The 17,513-nt window shown below is 57.5% G+C and carries 22 protein-coding genes and 3 tRNA genes; 23 read left to right on the forward strand and 2 right to left on the reverse strand.

Features of this window, described 5'->3' with window-relative positions; translation table 11 throughout:
• The first annotated feature begins 68 nt into the window (after positions 1–68).
• The 3 genes from B5D52_RS11780 to B5D52_RS11790 all read left to right on the forward strand — a co-directional run bounded on the left by B5D52_RS11780 (position 69) and on the right by B5D52_RS11790 (position 305).
• Positions 69–145: transfer RNA gene (locus B5D52_RS11780), tRNA-Met, on the forward strand.
• A 6-nt stretch (positions 146–151) separates the two neighbouring features.
• Positions 152–226 (forward strand) — tRNA-Glu (locus B5D52_RS11785).
• A gap of 3 nt (positions 227–229) precedes the next feature.
• A tRNA-Val gene (locus tag B5D52_RS11790) sits at positions 230–305 on the forward strand.
• Between the two features lie 133 nt (positions 306–438).
• Here B5D52_RS11790 and B5D52_RS11795 read toward each other — a convergent pair.
• Complete coding sequence (locus B5D52_RS11795) at positions 439–651, reverse strand: hypothetical protein (RefSeq protein WP_016148809.1); 213 nt, start codon at positions 649–651, stop codon at positions 439–441.
• 184 nt (positions 652–835) lie between these two features.
• Between B5D52_RS11795 and B5D52_RS11800 the strand changes: the two genes are divergently transcribed.
• Positions 836–1,492, forward strand: a complete 657-nt coding sequence (locus tag B5D52_RS11800; protein ID WP_016148808.1) for a hypothetical protein — start codon at positions 836–838, stop codon at positions 1,490–1,492.
• Positions 1,493–1,798: 306 nt separating this feature from the next.
• Here B5D52_RS11800 and B5D52_RS11805 read toward each other — a convergent pair whose 3' ends face one another.
• Complete coding sequence (locus tag B5D52_RS11805) at positions 1,799–2,662, reverse strand: YitT family protein (RefSeq protein ID WP_016148807.1); 864 nt, start codon at positions 2,660–2,662, stop codon at positions 1,799–1,801.
• Between the two features lie 283 nt (positions 2,663–2,945).
• Between B5D52_RS11805 and B5D52_RS11810 the strand changes: the two genes are divergently transcribed.
• From B5D52_RS11810 to rpsQ, 19 genes are all read left to right on the forward strand, one after another.
• Positions 2,946–5,288 (forward strand): SpoIIE family protein phosphatase, encoded by a 2,343-nt coding sequence (locus tag B5D52_RS11810; RefSeq protein WP_016148806.1) that lies wholly within the window; start codon positions 2,946–2,948, stop codon positions 5,286–5,288.
• A 58-nt stretch (positions 5,289–5,346) separates the two neighbouring features.
• On the forward strand, positions 5,347–5,616 hold the full coding sequence (locus tag B5D52_RS11815) for a hypothetical protein (RefSeq protein WP_016148805.1): 270 nt from the start codon (positions 5,347–5,349) through the stop codon (positions 5,614–5,616).
• Positions 5,617–5,717: 101 nt separating this feature from the next.
• Entirely contained in the window at positions 5,718–6,227 is a 510-nt protein-coding gene (locus B5D52_RS11820) for a DedA family protein (protein ID WP_016148804.1), read from the forward strand.
• 655 nt (positions 6,228–6,882) lie between these two features.
• Positions 6,883–7,857, forward strand: a complete 975-nt coding sequence (gene dusB / locus B5D52_RS11825) for a tRNA dihydrouridine synthase DusB (RefSeq protein WP_016148803.1) — start codon at positions 6,883–6,885, stop codon at positions 7,855–7,857.
• A gap of 34 nt (positions 7,858–7,891) precedes the next feature.
• Positions 7,892–8,509 (forward strand): RNA polymerase sigma factor, encoded by a 618-nt coding sequence (locus tag B5D52_RS11830; RefSeq protein ID WP_016148802.1) that lies wholly within the window; start codon positions 7,892–7,894, stop codon positions 8,507–8,509.
• On the forward strand, positions 8,502–9,539 hold the full coding sequence (locus tag B5D52_RS11835) for an anti-sigma factor family protein (protein WP_016148801.1): 1,038 nt from the start codon (positions 8,502–8,504) through the stop codon (positions 9,537–9,539). The genes B5D52_RS11830 and B5D52_RS11835 overlap by 8 nt, the downstream gene beginning before the upstream one ends.
• An 87-nt stretch (positions 9,540–9,626) precedes the next feature.
• Entirely contained in the window at positions 9,627–10,439 is an 813-nt protein-coding gene (locus B5D52_RS11840; protein WP_016148800.1) for a metallophosphoesterase, read from the forward strand.
• Positions 10,440–10,486: 47 nt separating this feature from the next.
• Positions 10,487–10,963: a YbaK/EbsC family protein gene (locus B5D52_RS11845; protein ID WP_016148799.1), complete on the forward strand. Its 477-nt coding sequence runs from the start codon at positions 10,487–10,489 to the stop codon at positions 10,961–10,963.
• A gap of 1,067 nt (positions 10,964–12,030) precedes the next feature.
• On the forward strand, positions 12,031–12,342 hold the full coding sequence (gene rpsJ, locus B5D52_RS11850) for a 30S ribosomal protein S10 (protein ID WP_016148798.1): 312 nt from the start codon (positions 12,031–12,033) through the stop codon (positions 12,340–12,342).
• 215 nt (positions 12,343–12,557) lie between these two features.
• On the forward strand, positions 12,558–13,256 hold the full coding sequence (rplC, locus tag B5D52_RS11855) for a 50S ribosomal protein L3 (protein ID WP_016148797.1): 699 nt from the start codon (positions 12,558–12,560) through the stop codon (positions 13,254–13,256).
• Between the two features lie 19 nt (positions 13,257–13,275).
• Positions 13,276–13,899: a 50S ribosomal protein L4 gene (rplD, locus tag B5D52_RS11860; protein ID WP_016148796.1), complete on the forward strand. Its 624-nt coding sequence runs from the start codon at positions 13,276–13,278 to the stop codon at positions 13,897–13,899.
• Positions 13,899–14,192, forward strand: coding sequence for a 50S ribosomal protein L23 (gene rplW, locus B5D52_RS11865; RefSeq protein WP_016148795.1), 294 nt, complete (start codon positions 13,899–13,901; stop codon positions 14,190–14,192). The genes rplD and rplW overlap by 1 nt, the downstream gene beginning before the upstream one ends.
• Positions 14,193–14,350: 158 nt before the next feature.
• Positions 14,351–15,184: a 50S ribosomal protein L2 gene (gene rplB / locus B5D52_RS11870; RefSeq protein WP_016148794.1), complete on the forward strand. Its 834-nt coding sequence runs from the start codon at positions 14,351–14,353 to the stop codon at positions 15,182–15,184.
• An 18-nt stretch (positions 15,185–15,202) separates the two neighbouring features.
• A complete protein-coding gene (rpsS, locus tag B5D52_RS11875) occupies positions 15,203–15,484 on the forward strand; it encodes a 30S ribosomal protein S19 (protein WP_016148793.1) in 282 nt (93 codons plus the stop codon).
• A gap of 16 nt (positions 15,485–15,500) precedes the next feature.
• Positions 15,501–15,836, forward strand: a complete 336-nt coding sequence (rplV, locus tag B5D52_RS11880) for a 50S ribosomal protein L22 (protein WP_016148792.1) — start codon at positions 15,501–15,503, stop codon at positions 15,834–15,836.
• A 14-nt stretch (positions 15,837–15,850) separates the two neighbouring features.
• On the forward strand, positions 15,851–16,615 hold the full coding sequence (gene rpsC / locus B5D52_RS11885) for a 30S ribosomal protein S3 (RefSeq protein ID WP_016148791.1): 765 nt from the start codon (positions 15,851–15,853) through the stop codon (positions 16,613–16,615).
• Positions 16,615–17,043 carry a 50S ribosomal protein L16 gene (rplP, locus tag B5D52_RS11890; RefSeq protein ID WP_016148790.1) on the forward strand — a complete coding sequence of 143 codons (429 nt, stop codon included), beginning with the start codon at positions 16,615–16,617 and terminating at the stop codon, positions 17,041–17,043. The genes rpsC and rplP overlap by 1 nt, the downstream gene beginning before the upstream one ends.
• Positions 17,043–17,240 carry a 50S ribosomal protein L29 gene (gene rpmC, locus B5D52_RS11895; protein WP_040333023.1) on the forward strand — a complete coding sequence of 66 codons (198 nt, stop codon included), beginning with the start codon at positions 17,043–17,045 and terminating at the stop codon, positions 17,238–17,240. Before rplP ends, rpmC begins: the two co-directional genes overlap by 1 nt.
• Positions 17,241–17,255: 15 nt before the next feature.
• A complete protein-coding gene (gene rpsQ, locus B5D52_RS11900; protein WP_016148788.1) occupies positions 17,256–17,513 on the forward strand; it encodes a 30S ribosomal protein S17 in 258 nt (85 codons plus the stop codon).

The following is a 17,513-nucleotide window of genomic DNA, read 5'->3' on the forward strand; positions in this document are numbered from 1 at the left end:
AAACGCACCTCATAGCATATAATAAATATCGTCGCTGGCAGAGAGCCGCGCGAAGGAACTGTTGAAATGGCGGTATAGCTTAGTTGGCTAGAGCGTTCGGTTCATACCCGAAAGGTCATTGGTTCAAGTCCAATTACCGCTACCACAGTTTGGCCCGTTGGTCAAGTGGTTAAGACACGGCCCTTTCACGGCTGTAACATGGGTTCGAATCCCGTACGGGTCACCACATGGAAGTTTAGCTCAGCTGGGAGAGCATCTGCCTTACAAGCAGAGGGTCACAGGTTCGAGCCCTGTAACTTCCACCAGAAAAAAGAGACACCGAATGGTGTCTCTTTTTCTTTTGCTTAGGGAAAAGAAATCCCGCCCAAAGCCCGTAGGTCACTATCCTCATTCCCGCGCCGTGCGCGAATGAAACGAGTGGGCGAAATAAAGTTTCGATCAAACCTTTTCAAAGGTTTGCGGGTTCTCAGGGCAGAGCCCTGAGACGCTCGCCGCAGCGAGCGGAACCCCCTTTTTGATTCCGGCCAAAGCCGGAATCAACCAAAAAATAATTAAAAGCGCCGCCCGCAGGCGGCAAGATTCTCTCGCGCGCAAAGCGCGTTCATTAGACCCGACCTGCTGGATCGGGTCTTTTTTCTTAAATCCCCCCATTTTCCACCTCGCCACCCACCCTTTCGGTTTCCTTTTCACTAAAAGTTCATAGAAATGATACCTGGTTGAAACCATTTCGTTTCTGTTTTGTTATCGACAAACCCCTAAAAAGTTGTGTATACTAGCACAAATCCAAGAAAACAACGAGTATACAGCTGCTTTTGCAGCGAAAGGAGATAACAACATGAGCAGATTAAATAGAAAGACTATCGCTGGTATCGCCCTCGCATTGGCGCTCGCCCTGTCCATCACCGCATGCGGCGCAAAGAAGCCGACCGCAGAAAAGCAGGACACCAAACCCACCACCGTGACCGAACAGACCACCGAAAGCAAGGACAATGCGGTCGTTCACGTGGAATCGGCGAAGATCACCGATGCCATCCGCTATCCGCAGGTGACCGAAGCACCCGGCGAGCTGATTATGGAATATATGAACCAGTCGCTCGAGGCTCCGGCGGCAGCGCTTCAGGAGATGCAGGGCGAGAGAGAAATGTCCTACGAGGTCAAGCGCAACGATAACGAGATGCTGAGCGTGCTGTACACCCAGACCGTAAAGGGTGAGGACGGCAAGGAAGTCAAGACGCTGATTCCGGTCAACCTGCAGGTGAGCACGGGCGCAGAGGTCAACATGGACAATGCGTTTAACGATGTTGCGGCAGTTAAGAAGCTGCTGGGCAAGGACGCAGCCAAGGCAGAGAATTTACAGTTCTATCTGACCGATGACGGCGCGGTGTTCTTCTACCGTGCGGCAGACGATCAGGAGTACAAGATGGTAGAGGTTGGAAACGACGCGCTGGCGCCGTACTGGAACCAGTCTTTTGGCGAGAAGTCGGCATCGTAATAAAATCAAGAGATATGAGAAAGACCGCTCGGGAAGCCGAGCGGTCTTTTTGTGTGTTTGGGGATAGTGCGGCAGTGAGGGCAAAGAGAAAGACCCAATCCAGCGGGTTGGGTCTTATGAGCGCGCTTGGCGCGCCGGAGAGTTGCGCGTCTGCGGACGCGCTTTTTTTGTTTGTTTTGGTTGATTCCGGCTTTGGCCGGAATCAAAAGGGGATTCCGTGTCCTGCGGGACACGGCTCAGGGCTCTGCCCTGAGAACCCGCAGCCTTTGAAAAGGCTGGCGAAACTTTCCGTGAGGGGTGCGGTGGTTAGTCGGTCGGTTTCTGATAGAATCGGCCATTGAGCATTTCGGTGCGCTGGATATTGACGAACGCCTTGGGGTCAATGGCGCTGATACGCGAGCACACCAATTTCAGCTCATCACTGGACACGATCGAGTACAGCATCTGACGTTCCTGTCTCTTATAGCAGCCCACGCCCTTGAACAGGGTTGCGTCGTGGTTGGTGACCTCCGCGATCATCTGATAAATCTCTTCCGGGTGCTCGGTGATGATCCACAGCGTGTGGCGTTGGTAGCGCTTGTGCAGGGTGTGGATGACCTGCGTCGAGACGAACTGGAAGATGATGGAGTAGAGTGCCTTGTCCCAGCCGAACAGCATGCCTGCGATGCCGAGGACGACGACGTTCATCAGGAAAATAGCGTTCCAGCAGTCGCGGCCCTTGATCTCACCCATAAACAGGCCGATGATATCGGTGCCGCCGCCCGAGGCGTTGGCCAGCAGGCACAGCGAGACGGCCAGACCGTTGAAGATACCGCCGAAGACGGCAACCAGCAAGGGGTCTTGCGTGAGGGGGAAGGCGGGCAGGGCGTCGGTCAGGAAACCGGTCAGAACGACGCTCAGAACCGACAGGATGGTCAGCTTTTTGCCGAGATAGCGGAAGCTGATGTACAGCGGGATGAGGTTTAAGGTGTAGTTGACGAGTGCGAAGGGTGGAGAGATGCCTGCAAATTTTTCAAGACAGGCGATGATCAGCAGTGAAATACCGTTGAATCCACCCGAGAAGATACCACCCGGACGGGCGAAGCTCTTGATGGTGAAGGCCATAACGAACGCAGCGAGCACGATCAGCGCGACGCGCTGCCAGAAGGGCTGTTGCTTCCTCCGAGCCATAAATAAAATTCCTCCTTTGGGGACGTTTCCCTTATATGTCTATGATATCGGCTGAACGGCCAAAAAGCAAGGAGGAAAAACATTGGATTTTATCCCTATAATCGGTCGCAGAACTCGACGGCGGACGGGAGCAAACACACCCGAACCGTCAAAAGTCCCATTGCTTCCCCATTCCCGCCCGAAAAAAAGCCCAGGGCGAGGGTATTCCCGGCTGTATTTTCCGACGGGCTGCGCACAGGGTTTGGCGTATACTGTTCCCACAAGCAAAAGGAGGGACGTGTTTATGGACAAGCATGTGTTTACGAGGAGAGGGTTCACGCTGGCGGCACGGGCGGGCAATCTGGCGCAGCGGGTGCAGAACGACGACCATGCGCGGGTGATCGTCGGAGGCCTGCGGCAGTTTGTGCTGGCGTTCGTGCTGTCGCGTGGTACGATGTTCGGCGGCTATGCACCGTTTGGACTGGCTGTTGCAGCGGCGGCAGCGGGGGCCGGCGGCGGCTACGGTGCAGTGCTGGGGCTTTTGCTGGGCAGCTTTCTGCTGTGCGGTGGACTGTACGGACTGACAGCCGCGGCAGGCGGTGTGCTTGCTGTGGTGTGTGCGCATGTGTTCGACCGAGAGACCCGCCAGAAGGTATGGTTCATGCCGGTGTGTGCGATGGCGTGCATGGCAGCGACCGGGTTCGTGCTCATCCCAGAGTTCACGCTTGCGCCGATCGCGCGGTTTGTGTGCGTGACACTCGCGACCGGTGCGCTGACCGCCTGTTACGGCTTCGCGCTCGGGCCAGCCCGTCCCATGCGGATGATGCGGCCAGCCGGATTTCTGGCACTGTCCGCGTCGGCGCTGGTCAGTCTTTCCGACCTGACCATATTGGGGACGATCGCCCCGGCACGCATCCTGCTGTATGCGCTGGTGCTTGCGGCGGCGTACCTCGGCGGCAGCGCGAGCGGTACGGTAGCCGGCGTGGCAGCGGGCGCGCTGCTCGATGCCTACACCGGGCAGGGCGCGTTCTTCACCTGTACATACGGATTGTCAGCGCTCATTTCGGGCGCGTTCCAGGGCGCAGGGCGGGTGGGCTTTGCGGTCGCGGCACTGATCGCAGGCGTGGGTGCAGCCCTGGTCGGCGCAGAAAACCCGGTTTTCGTGTTTGCACTCTATGAGGGCGTGTTTGCCGTGCTCATTTACGCCGCCGTGCCGGGCGGCGTGTGGCAGTACGCAAAGGACTGCTTAAATCCAGTGCGGCGTGACACGGCCGAGAGCATCGGACGCATCCGGCGGACAGCGGGACGGTACGCAAATGAAGCGTCTGCGGCCTTTGGCGAGCTGTACGAGGCACTGCAAAGCGGTCTTGAGCACGGCAGAGCCGAGAGCAGCGACGAAGTGCGGGCGGTCTTTGACCGTGCGACCGACGCGGTCTGCGCGCATTGCGAGGCGTGCGGCGCGTGCTGGCAGAAGGAGTCTGTCCAGACCATGAACGCATTCAGCACGCTGGCTGCACCCATGCTCAAACGCGGACGAGCCGAGGCCAGCGACTTTCCGCAGGGCTTTCAGGGTCGGTGCGTCCACCTGCCTGAACTCGTGCAGGCCATCAACCGCGGCCTTGCCGCCCTGCACGAGCGCCGCGCCTATCGCCGGCGTGCGCTGGACAATCGTGCGCTCATCGCCCAGCAGTACGCCGGTCTGACCGAGATTTTGCGGCAGGTGGGCGGCAGTTTGTCTGCCGATCAGGCATCCCTGCCCGCCCGCGAGCGGCAGGTGCGCTCGTATGCCCAGGCGTTCGGCAAGATCGATAAGGTGGCCGTGTTCCGGGACGTGTCCGGACGGCTCAGGGTCGAGCTTGCAGGCGAGGGTGCCGAGCGCATCCTGCAAGACCGGAAGGGGTTTGCAGTCGGACTGTCAGCCTTGCTCGGCTGCGGCCTGAGCGAACCCGAAGCGCTGACCGATGACCTTGGCAGCCGGGTGGTGCTGCGCGAACAGGCACCCTACCGGGTCATTGCAGGCATCAGTCAAAAACAGAAGGAGGGAGAGCAGGTATCCGGAGACACCGTACATACATTTGTCACCGAGGACGGACGGGCGTGCATGCTGCTGGCTGACGGGATGGGCACAGGGCGTGAAGCGGCCGGGGACAGCGGACTTTTGCTGTCTATGATGGAGCGATTTTTAAAGGCAGGCATTACGGTGGACGACGCGCTGCGCACAGTCGCGCCGGCGTTTCGGATGCGGGTCGAGGGCATGCGCGGGGTGACGCTGGACGCGCTGACGGTCGATCTGTATTCGGGCAAGGCGAGCTGTCTCAAGTGCGGCGCGGCGCCCAGTTATCTTAAGACAGGAGGAGGGATTACCACCCTTGCAGGAGAGAGTTTACCCATCGGACTGATGGAGTCGCCCGAGGAGGCGACACCCATACCCTTACGGATGCTGCACGGCGATCTGTTTATCCTGCTGTCGGACGGGGTGTCCGACGGCACGGATGACGGATGGGTGAAAAAGATCGTGGAGGAACGCGCAGGGGACAGCCCCAAGGAACTGGCTGCCAGACTGGTGGCGGCAGCCGAGAAGCGCGGTGCATCGGACGATCTGACCGCCCTTGTGGTGCGGCTGGAGCGACGGAAACCGGCGGTATAAACCCGGAAGAACTGGGGCACAATGGAAAGGAAGTGAAAAGCAAGGAGGAAAAAGAGCCATGGTAAAAGGCGTATCCAAACGGGTCGTGGTGGTACGGCCGGACGACAGTCGGTTTTTCGAGCAGGCGTTCTTCATCGTACGGGAGGGACGGACGGCGAGCGGTGACGCGCTGAGGGAAGCATGCGCCCTGGCGGCGCGCTACCACGCCAAACACCCGGCAAGACCGCTGCCGCTCAGACGCTACACTGCACCGCAGATGGTACTGTCGGCACTGTTTGGAAGTGGACTGATGGGTGCCGCGTGGGCGGTATCATGTCTGGTTTTTTAAGACATCGTGAATTCTTTTTGAACTTCCGCGGCATAGCCTTGTAAGCAGGGCGGGGCTTTGCTATAGTAGGAGGTAATCAAAAGAGAAAGCATGGTGTAGACGTGACCTTCGAGACCTTTCTGGAGTTTTTCGCCAAGTATGGCTATCTGTTTATTCTGGTCATCTGTTATTGTGAATACCTGAATCTGCCGGGCTTTCCGGCGGGCATCATCATGCCGGGCATCGGGGTGCTGGCGGGGCAGAGCCAGCTGAACCTGATTTTCGCACTCATCCTGTCGATTTTCGCGGGAACGTTGGCGAGCCTGACGCTGTACGGTGTCTGCCGGTTTGGCGGCGCACCGCTGCTGCATAAGCTGTTCGGCGGGAACAAAAAATTTCAGCACTTTGTTACGCAATGTCATGCACGGATTGAGAAGCACGGCGGCCGCGCGCTTTTCATCTGTCGCTTGATCCCAGTGCTGCGCACGATTGTGTCGATTCCCGCGGGACTGCTGAAGGTACCGGTCGGCGAGTATACGGGCTGGACGGCAGCGGGTATCACGTGTTGGAATACCGTGTTTATCGTCTGCGGATACCTCGGCGGACATGTGGTCGTCGGCTGGCTCGGTTAACCACCGCACCAATTATTGAAGCTTTCGCTCAAGCCTTTCTCGAACCTTGCGGAACCAGAAAAGGCCCCAGTGGGGCGTTTTCCCGCAAGGCTGTGGCCGACTTGTTCGGCCAAGGCCCTAACACGTGGGCACCGCCTGAGCCGGACTCCGCAGAGTCCGGAAACCCCCTTTTGATTCCGGCCAAAGCCGGAATCAACCAAAACAAAAATGAAAGGCGCGACCCGCAGGTCGCGCAATACTCCCGCGGCTGAAAGCCGCTCATGAAAACCGTTCCGAGAGGAACGGTTTTCTTTTTTTGTCGGGATTTATTGAAACCCGGGCCGGACACCGGGTTTCAAGAGGGGATTCCGCCGTCTGCGGACGGCGGCCAGCCTGCGCGGCTGAAGCGCGCCAGGGAACTCGTCCCCTGGACCCCGATTTTCGCCTAGCGCTCGTTTTATCCGCGCACGGCGCGGGAAAAAGGATAGTGACCTACGGGCCGGGCGGGAATCGGCTGTTCCGTTTGCGTTCTGATTCTCGCAACAAAACCCCACAAAATTGCCAAAAAACGTCGAAAATTCCGCTGTTTTTGAATTGTAACCCGGAAAAAGTTTGCATTATGCGGTCTTGTGTGCTACAATAAGACGGAATCAAAAAACGACAAGGAGGCCGAACTGTGTTCTGTATCGGCAACGTAAATCTACCGAATCGCTTGATCTTAGCCCCGATGGCGGGCGTGACCGACCTGGCATTTCGCCAGATCTGCCGGGAACACGGCGCAGGATTGACCGTTACCGAGATGGTCAGTGCAAAGGCGATGGAGTTCGGAGACAAAAAGACACCCAAGCTGCTCCGTCTCGCGCCCGGAGAACATCCGGCTTCCGCCCAGATTTTCGGCTCTGACCCCGAATGCATGGCGCGCAGCGCACAGCGTGCGCTCGAGATCTCGGGCTGTGAGATCATTGATATTAACATGGGCTGCCCTGCGCCCAAGATCGTAAACAATGGCGACGGCTCGGCGCTTATGAAGTCCCCCGACCTTGCCGCACGCATTGTCGAGGCGGTAAAGAAGGCCGTACCTGTGCCCGTCACTGTTAAGTTCCGCATGGGCTGGGACGCGAACAGCATCAACTGCGTGGAGTTTGCACGCATGTGCGAGCAGGCCGGCGCGGACATGATTGCCGTGCACGGACGCACCCGCAGCCAGCAGTACAGCGGACAGGCCAACTGGGACATCATCCGCGCGGTCAAGCAGGTCGTGTCTGTTCCGGTCACGGCAAACGGCGACGTTTTTACCCCGGAGGACGTGCCGCGCATTCTGGCGCACACGGGCGCGGACTTCGTGATGATTGGCCGCGGCAGTCTGGGTGACCCGTGGATTTTCGAGCGCGCAAACGCGCTTTTGCAGACCGGCGAACTGCCGCCGCTGCCGCCCTTCGCCGCGCGCATCGACACTGCCGTTCGTCAAATCGAGCTTGCGGTAGAGGACAAGGGCGAACACATCGCGCTGCTCGAGGCCAGAAAGCACGTCAACTGGTACTTAAAGGGCGTGTCCCACGTGCGCGACTTCAAAAAACGTATCTCGGCTTTGGAAAAACTGTCCGAACTGCACGCGCTGGCCGAGGAAATGAAGGCGCAGATTACCGACTGATGAGAAAGAGAGAGAAAGAGAAAGGAGGCGTTCGATGACTGGAGAGAAAGTGCTGCTTGCCCGGGCAAAGAAGGGTGAGATCGCCGCTTTTGAGTCACTCATGACCGCCTACGAGAACCGCATCTATTCGCTGGCGCTGCGCTCGACCGGCTCGGAGCAGGATGCAGCGGATATCACGCAGGAAGTGTTCCTGCGTGCCTGGAAGAATTTGGACTCCTTCCGCGGTGACAGCAGCCTGTCCACCTGGCTGTACCGCGTGACGTCCAACCTGTGCGTAGATTTCGCACGAAAGAAGGCAGCCGAGGGCATGCCGACCTCGATCGACGACGAGGAAAGCCCGGCAGCCGACCTTGCAGACGCTTCGCGCATGGCGCAGCCCGAAGCTGCCGCCGAGAACAGCGAGCTGCGCGAGGAATTACAGTTTGCGCTTGCGCAGCTGTCCGAGGAGCACCGGCGCGTCGTGCTGCTGCGCGACGTGGCAGGCATGACCTATACCGACATTGCCCGCACGCTCGGACTGGAAGAGGGCACGGTCAAATCCCGTTTGGCGCGTGCACGTGCAAGCCTGCGCAAAATCTTGCTCGAACGAGGGAACATTTCGCTCTCTGCTTCGTCTAAACAAGCAGAAGGGAGGCGGGCAGACCATGAATGAAAATAATTGTGCACGATACGAAGAACTTTGTTCGGCTGCGGTTGACCATGCGCTGACCGAGCAGGAACAAAAAGAATTGGACGCACATCTGGCCGAGTGCCCGGCCTGCCGGGCGTATCTGGAAGAGCTGCGCGTGATGCGCGAGCTTTGGAAGGAACTGGAAACCCCGATGCCGCCCGCGCTGCATGAGAAGATCATGGGCGAGATCGAGGCCGAAGTACAGAAGACCATCATACAAACCCCGCAAAAACATCGCCGCCGTCCGCCGGTCTTTACCATGCTGGCAGCGGCAGCCGCATGCGTGATGCTTGCGGCAACCGGCAGTCTGACCGGACTGTTCGGTCACGTCGGCACGACACCGCTTCAGGCCGCGACTGCGGACGCATCCACACAGACCGACCCGGGTGTCTCGACTGCCGAGGACTTGCCGCGCAGCACGATTCAGGCCAATGACCCGACGGCCGACGCGGCGCAGGACACGCAGCCCGAGACCGAGGAGCAGACGACCGAGTCTGGCAACACCGACGAGAACACGAACGAGAGCACGCAGTCGACCGAGGATGATACAACTGCCGCACCGCGCAGTGCCAAGGTCGCACCCAAGTCGTCGAGCGACAGTGCAGCCGAACAGGACAGCGGTACCGACTCGAGCGGTGCATCGTCCGAGTCGAGTGACAGCGCAGGCGTCGCGACTGCGTCCATCATGCCGTTTTCTGCCGCATCGGGCAATCGCTCGGCAGCCGCAGACGGCAATTCCATTCCGCAGGAAGTAAGCAGCATGTCGTTCGCGCGCTGCTACACGGTATCGCGCACCGATAAGAGCCCGGACAGCGTACCGGTCATCGAGGACATGTCGCTCATCATTGCGGAGGATAACACCGCGTATTACTGCGTGGAAAACAACGAGTCCAAGATCGAAAAGGTCTTGCAGGAACTGGAAAAGAATGGATACACCACCGCACTCAACCAGTCGTCCGGCATCACCACCCAGCGGGACGCCAAACTCGTCCTGCTGCTCGTACAGCAATAACATATCGCAGGACGGCCTCTTTTGAGGTCGCCCTGTTTTGCTTTTTACAGACATCTATCTGCAACCGACACGGAGGGTCACACCGACATGAAAGGACGTTATTGGAAGATCGCAGCGGCCTGCGCCGTGGTTGCCCTGAGCACGGCAGCCCTGTGGCAGGGTCTGCAAACGACGCATTACACCCTCGCTTCACCGCACCTCAAAAAACCCGTGCGCTTCGCCGTGGTCACCGACCTGCACAGCACCTGGTACGGGGAAAATCAGTCCGAACTCGTCGGCGCAATCGAGCGGGAACACCCGGACGCTGTGCTGCTGTCGGGCGATATCGTGGACGATAAGCAGCCGCGAGACGCAGCCAAAGCCTTTTTGGAGATCATCGCACAGAAATACCCGACCTATTATGTCCTCGGAAATCACGAGTTCCGCACACCCGACCCGGAGGAAGTCAAGGACTGGACGAGAAACCTGGGCGTCACCGTGCTGGACGGCACGGGCAAGACGGTCACGCTGAACGATCAGACCGTGCTCATCTGCGGCACGGATGACCCGGCGTGCGGCATTGCGGACTTCCAAAACCAGTTTTTCGCGGTCAGCCGCATGGCGCAGGAAACCGACGCCTTTACCATCTTACTATCCCACCGCCCCGAACTCATCGACTGGTACACAGACGCAGGGTTTGACCTTGTGGTATCCGGCCACGCACACGGCGGACAGGTCAGATTGCCGCTCGTCCTGTCCAACGGACTGATCGCACCCGGTCAGGGATTTTTCCCAAAATATACCACCGGCCTGCACGAACTGGGGGACACAACGCTGCTCGTCAGCCGGGGACTGTGCCGCAACTGGCTGCCGCGCGTGTGCAACCGACCGGAACTGGTCATCCTTGACGTGAACCCGTAAACATCCTATTATATAAGGAGTACATCACCAGAGGGAGGCAGATTACTATGTCGATTGAACGCGCAAAGGCGCATCTGAAGAATAAAGGATACTTAGACCGCGTGATTGAACCCGAAGCCGGTACGTTTACGGTGGAGGACGCAGCGCGTGCGCTGGGCTGCGAGCCGGCTCACATCGCGAAGACCATGTCGTTCTATGCACCCGATAACGAAAAGACTATCTTGATCGTCGCGGCGGGTGATGCCAAGATCGATAACCGTAAATTCCGTGATGCACTGGGTGTCAAGCCGCACATGCTCAAGATGGACGAGGTTGAACCCCGAATCGGTCATGCACCCGGCGGTGTGTGCGCGTTCGGCATCAATCCCGGTGTCGCGGTGTATTGTGATGTGTCGCTCAAGCGGTTTGATTATGTCTATCCCGCTGCGGGAAATGATCACTCGGGCGTGAAGCTCAATTGTAATGAGCTTTATGACGCTTGTGACGCGAAAGCGTGGGTGGATGTCTGTAAGGGTTGGGAGTGACCCAACCACCGCACCCCTAATTGAAGCTTTCGCCAGCCTTTCTCGAAAGGCTGCGGGTTCTCAGGGCAGCGCCCTGAGCCGGACTCCGCAGAGTCCGGAATCCCCTTTTGATTTTCCCGTCCCCCGCAAGGGAAAATCAACTAAAAAATGATTTTCAGCGCGACCCGCAGGTCGCAAGACTCTTTTGCGCGCTAAGCGCGCTCATGTGAAAACCAACCCCATTGGGTTGGTTTTCTTTTTGCGGCTGGCGCCGCAGTTTTGACTTTTCTGCTTCCGTCTCACCCGGAAGACCAGTGTTAATCCCCTTCTGAGGGGAACGGAAAGCAAGGGATGGACAACCTACGGTTTTCCACCCCTTGCGACCCCGTTTTCCCTTTCCGTCAGATATACATTTCAGCCGCCGATAGGGTGGGAAAGTACGAACTCCGCACAGCGGGAGCGTGCTATGCGGCGCTTCTGTTTATGCTAGGACTGCGGATTTGCCGTGTACTTTAAGGGACGACTGCGAGCCGAGTATCGGTTTTCTACGGTTCGGGCGCTCAGTGCGGCAGTACGACCGGTTTTTTCGGTGCCGATCTGCGCGCCCGGGCGAGGGCGCGGCGAATCCGATGTACAGTTTGTAATCAAGGCCAAATTTGATTACAGGGTAGACAAGCGCCGCGAAAAAGTTCAAAAAAATTTGAAAAACCTCTTGACATTGCGCGTCCGATGCGGTAGACTATTAACGCACCTGTGAGAACAGGCAAGAGCGATGATGCCGGAGATTGCTGGTAGAAACCAGGTAACTTCGGCGGAGTAGGTCCGACAATCGGGCGGTTGAGACAACTGCTTATCAAGTAAGCACAATGTTCCTGCGTAAATTCGGGACTATCGGCGCGTGCGCCGGTCAGCCGATGGCACGAACCACTTGCGCTTTTGTTAAACCGGACCCCGGCACCTTTGCGTGCACTTCCGGTTATTTTCATGCCCTGAGGTGATACACCGGGCGGGGTTGCAGTTTCTCTCCGTAACGGGTCGGTACATTGCATTGCATGTACGACTGCAAAATACGAGGAGGAAAATCCAAAATGGCAAACGCTGAAAAGATCCGTATTCGCCTGAAGGCATACGACCACGAGCTGATCGACCAGTCCGCAGAGAAGATCGTAGAGACCGCTAAGCGCACCGGCGCTAAGGTTTCCGGCCCGATCCCGCTGCCGACCGAGAAGGAGATCGTCACCATCCTGCGCGCAGTACACAAGTACAAGGATTCCCGCGAGCAGTTTGAGCGCCGCACCCACAAGCGTCTGATCGACATCCTGAACCCGGCTCAGAAGACTGTTGAGTCTCTGATGACCTTGGATCTGCCGGCAGGCGTAGAGATCGAGATCAAGCTCTAAATCGTTTGATACGTCGTTGCACGCTGCGCCAGGTATCCCAAATACGCGGCCTCGCGTGCGCCTAGTCTGAAACGATTTAAAATTATCTCACTTTCGCACACACTCCGCGGACTTTAACCCAATCCGCGGGTTGTTCACCTAGCCGCCATCTGGAGCGGCGGGGTCAAGTTGGCGGTTCCGCCCGTCAACCAATAACCTTTAAGGAGGAAAAACGTATGAAGAAAGCAATCATCGGCAAGAAGATTGGTATGACCCAGATCTTCGACGCTGAGGGCAAGGTAATCCCGGTTACCGTCATCGAGGCAGGTCCCTGCGTCGTAACTCAGCTCAAGACCGAGGAAAAGGAAGGCTACAACGCTGTACAGATGGGCTTCCAGGACGTTAAGGAAAAGAAGCTCAACAAGCCGCAGATGGGCCACCTGAAGAAGGCTGGCGAGGCTGTCAAGAAGTACCTGAAGGAGTTCCGTTTCGACGACTGCTCCATGTTCCAGGTCGGCGACACCATCAAGGCTGATATGTTCGCAGAGGGCGATTACGTAGACGTAACCGGTATCTCCAAGGGTAAGGGCTACGCTGGCGTTATCAAGCGCTGGAACGCAGGCCGCTCCCCGATGAGCCACGGTGCTGGCCCGATGCATCGCCATCAGGGTTCCATGGGCGCTTGCTCTGATCCGTCCAAGATCATGAAGGGCAAGATGATGCCTGGTCACCTGGGCGCTGAGCAGGTTACCATCCAGAACCTGGACGTTGTCAAGGTTGACGCAGAGATGAACCTGATCGCTGTTCGTGGCGCAATCCCCGGCCCCAAGGGCGGTATCGTATTCCTGAAGAATACCGTCAAGAACAACCGCGTTGCTAAGGGTCCGGCTGCTGCAGTCAGCAAGAACCCGCAGAAGGCTTCGGCCAGAAAGTAAGGGGAGGAGGAAATAAGTCATGCCTACCGTTAAGGTTTACAATATGGCCGGTCAGCAGACCGGCGAGATGGAGCTCAACGCCGCAGTATTCGGCATCGAGCCCAACGTACCCGCGATGCACGCAGCAGTCAAGAACTACCTGGCTAACTGCCGTCAGGGTACTCAGTCCACGCTCACCCGCTCCGAGGTTCGTGGCGGCGGCATCAAGCCGTGGCGCCAGAAGGGCACCGGCCGCGCTCGTCAGGGCTCGATCCGTGCACCCCAGTGGACTCACGGCGGTATCGCTCTGGGCCCCAAGCCCCGTTCTTACCGCTACAGCCTGAACAAGAAGCTGAAGCGCCTGGCAATGCTGTCCGCACTGTCCGCTAAGGCTCAGGCAGGCGAGATGATCGTCGTTGACGGTCTGGATATGGGCGAGATCAAGACCAAGACTTTCGCTGGTTTCCTCAAGTCTGTTGAGTCCACCGGCAAGGCTCTGGTTGTTACCCCCGAGGTTCGCAAGAACATCGTAAAGTCCGCTGCTAACATCCCGGGCGTTCGCACCACCATCGCGTCCACCCTCAATGTTTACGACATCCTCAACGCTGACATGTTCATCATGGACAAGGATGCGGTACAGAAGCTCGAGGAGGTATACGCATAATGAAATTCGCACATGACGTAATCAGAAAGCCTGTTATCACCGAGCGTTCCATGTCCGGTCTGGCTGAGAACAAGTACGTGTTCGAGGTTGCTCCCGGCGCAGGCAAGATCGAGATCAAGAAGGCGATCGAAGAGATCTTCGGCGTAAAGGTTGCTAAGGTTAACACCATCAAGCTGCCCGGCAAGTGGAAGCGCATGGGCGTTTACACCGGCAAGACCGCTGCTAAGAAGAAGGCAATCGTCACCCTGACCGACGATTCCAAGAAGATCGAGATCTTCGAGAACATGATGTAAGTTCCGGCGCGTCCCACTCTTAAATAGGAGAGGGAAACCGTTCGGACGCGGCGCGGAGGATGCAGAAAAGTGTCCTCCACCGCAAAAGGACTCCCGGAGTCCGGTTATGGGGAAAGCACCCCGATAAGAAAGCATATGATTTAAGGAGTTGAAATCAAATGGCGATCAAGACTTTCAACCCGACGACCCCGTCCCGCAGAAACATGACCGTTCTGTCTTTCAAGGGTCTGTCTAAGGTGAAGCCCGAGAAGAGCCTTCTCGTAAAGCTCAAGAAGACCGCCGGCCGCAACAGCTACGGCCGCATCACCGTCCGTCATCATGGCGGCGGCAACAAGCAGAAGTACCGTATCATCGACTTCAAGCGTCAGAAGATGGAGATGCCCGCTACCGTCATGACCCTGGAGTACGATCCGAACCGTTCTGCTAACATCGCGCTCATCCAGTACGAGGATGGCGTTAAGGCATATATCCTCGCTCCCGAGGGTCTGAAGATCGGCGACAAGGTCGTATCTTCCGCAACCGCGGACATCAAGCCCGGCAACTGCCTGCCGATCGCTAACATCCCGGTTGGTACCATCATCCACAACATCGAGCTGTATCCTGGCAAGGGTGCGCAGCTGGTTCGCTCCGCAGGCGTTGCTGCACAGCTGATGGCAAAGGAGAACGGCAAGGCACAGGTTCGCCTGCCCTCCGGCGAAGTTCGTTACGTTCGCCTCGACTGCAAGGCTACCATCGGCCAGGTCGGCAACCAGGATCACTCCAACGTTCAGCTGGGTAAGGCTGGCCGTACCCGTCACATGGGTATCCGCCCGACCGTCCGCGGTTCTGTTATGAACCCCTGCGATCACCCGCATGGTGGTGGTGAGGGTAAGAGCCCGATCGGCCGTCCCTCTCCGGTTACCCCGTGGGGCAAGCCGGCTATGGGTTACAAGACCCGCAAGAAGAATCACCGCACCGACAAGCAGATTGTCAAGCGTCGTAACGGCAAGTAAGGAAAGGAGACTTAAAACATGGGCAGAAGCATTAAGAAGGGCCCTTTTGTGGCTCCTGAGCTTTACAAAAGAGTCGTTGCAATGAACGAGGCAGGCGAAAAGAAGGTCGTTAAGACCTGGTCTCGTGCCTCCACCATTTTCCCGGAATTCGTTGGCCACACCATCGCAGTGCATGACGGCCGCAAGCACGTTCCGGTATATGTGACCGAAGACATGGTAGGTCATAAGCTGGGCGAGTTCGCGCCGACCCGTACCTACAAGGGCCACGCGGGCAGCAAGACCTCCAACAACGGTAAGTAAGGGGAGGTAAGAACAAATGGAAGCAAGAGCAATTGTTAGAAATGTCCGCATGACCCCCCGCAAGATGAAGCTCATCTGTGACCTCATCCGCGGTAAGGACGCTGGCACCGCAATGGCTATCATTATGAACACCCCGAAGGCTGCCTCTGAGGTTATGGCAAAGCTGCTCAAGAGCGCTGTTGCTAACGCAGAGAACAACCACGGCATGGACACCGACAAGCTGTATGTCAAGGAAGTCCATGTAGCACCTGGCCCGATCATGAAGCGCGTTATGCCGCGTGCACAGGGCCGTGCATTCCGCATCCTGAAGAGAACCTCTCATGTCACTCTGGTTCTCGCAGAGAAAGAATAAGGGGAGGTTAAACAATGGGCCAGAAAGTTAATCCGCACGGTCTCCGTGTAGGCGTAATCAAGAATTGGGATTCCCGTTGGTTCGCAAAGGACGCACAGTTCGGCGATCTCCTCGTGGAAGACTACAACATCCGTAAGGTTCTGAAGAAGAAGCTGTACGACGCAGGCGTTGCAGCAATCGAGATCGAGCGTACCCAGAAGGACGTTAAGATCATCCTTCAGGTTGCACGTCCGGGCCTGGTTATCGGCAAGGGCGGCGAGCTGATCGAGAAGCTGCAGGCTGAGATGAGCAAGATGATCGCAAAGCCGGTCAAGATCTCCATCATCGAGCTGAAGAACCCCGACACCAACGCTCAGCTGGTTGCAGAGAACATCGCTTCTCAGCTGGAGAAGCGTATCTCCTTCCGCCGCGCAATGAAGCAGTCCATGGGCCGCGCAATGCGCATGGGTGCGAAGGGCATCAAGACCTGCTGCTCCGGCCGTCTGGGCGGTGCAGAAATCGCACGTACCGAGCACTACCATGAGGGTACTATCCCGCTGCAGACTCTGCGTGCAGACATCGACTACGGTTTTGCTGAGGCAAACACCACCTATGGTAAGATCGGTGTCAAGGTTTGGATTTACAAGGGCGAAGTCCTGACCGGCGGTCCCCGTCTGGGCCGTTCGATCGAGGCTCCGAAGCCCGCTTTCGAGCGCCGCGACCGCCGCGACCGCCGCAATGGCGACCGTCGCAACGGTGACCGTCGTCGCGCACCGCGTCAGGAAGGAGGCAACCGCTAATGCTGCTCCCCAAGAGAGTTAAATATCGTCGCGTACACAGAGGCCGCCTGAAGGGCAAGGCTTCCCGCGGCAACTTCGTTGCATACGGTGATTTCGGCATTGCGGCAACTGAGCCCGCATGGATCACCTCGAACCAGATCGAGGCAGCCCGTATCGCTATGACCCGTTACACCAAGCGTGGTGGTAAGGTCTGGATCAAGATTTTCCCCGACAAGCCGGTTACCGAGAAGCCTGCTGAGACCCGAATGGGTTCCGGTAAGGGCTCTCCGGAGTACTGGGTAGCTGTTGTTAAGCCGGGCCGCGTTCTCTTCGAGATCGCTGGTGTTTCCGAGGAAGTTGCTCGTGAGGCACTGCGTCTGGCTAGCCACAAGCTGCCGGTCAAGACCAAGTTTGTAGCCCGTGAGACTAAGATTGGTGGTGAAGAATGATGAAGGCAAAAGAGATTAGAGAGATGAGCGCCGCTGAGCTCGAGACCAAGATCGCGGAGCTGAAGAAGGACCTCTTTAACCTGAGACTTCAGCATGCTACCAACCAGCTTGACAACACCAACAAGATTTCCGAGGTTAAGCGCGATATCGCGCGTGTCAACACCGTTCTCCGCGAGCTTCAGCTTGCGGGCAAGTAAGGGAGGTAAGCGAAGTTGAGCGAGAGAGCGTTACGCAAGACCAGAGTCGGCAAGGTCGTATCCGACAAGATGGACAAGACCATTGTCGTTGCTATCGAGGACAGCGTTCAGCATCCTCTGTATAAGAAGGTTATGAAGAGAACCTACAAGCTGAAGGCACACGACGAGAACAACGAGTGCAAGATCGGCGATAAGGTTAAGGTTATGGAGACCCGCCCGCTGTCCAAGGACAAGCGCTGGAGACTGGTCGAAGTGATCGAGAAGGCTAAGTAA

The organism is Butyricicoccus pullicaecorum DSM 23266 (assembly GCF_900167005.1).
Classification (GTDB): domain Bacteria; phylum Bacillota; class Clostridia; order Oscillospirales; family Butyricicoccaceae; genus Butyricicoccus; species Butyricicoccus pullicaecorum.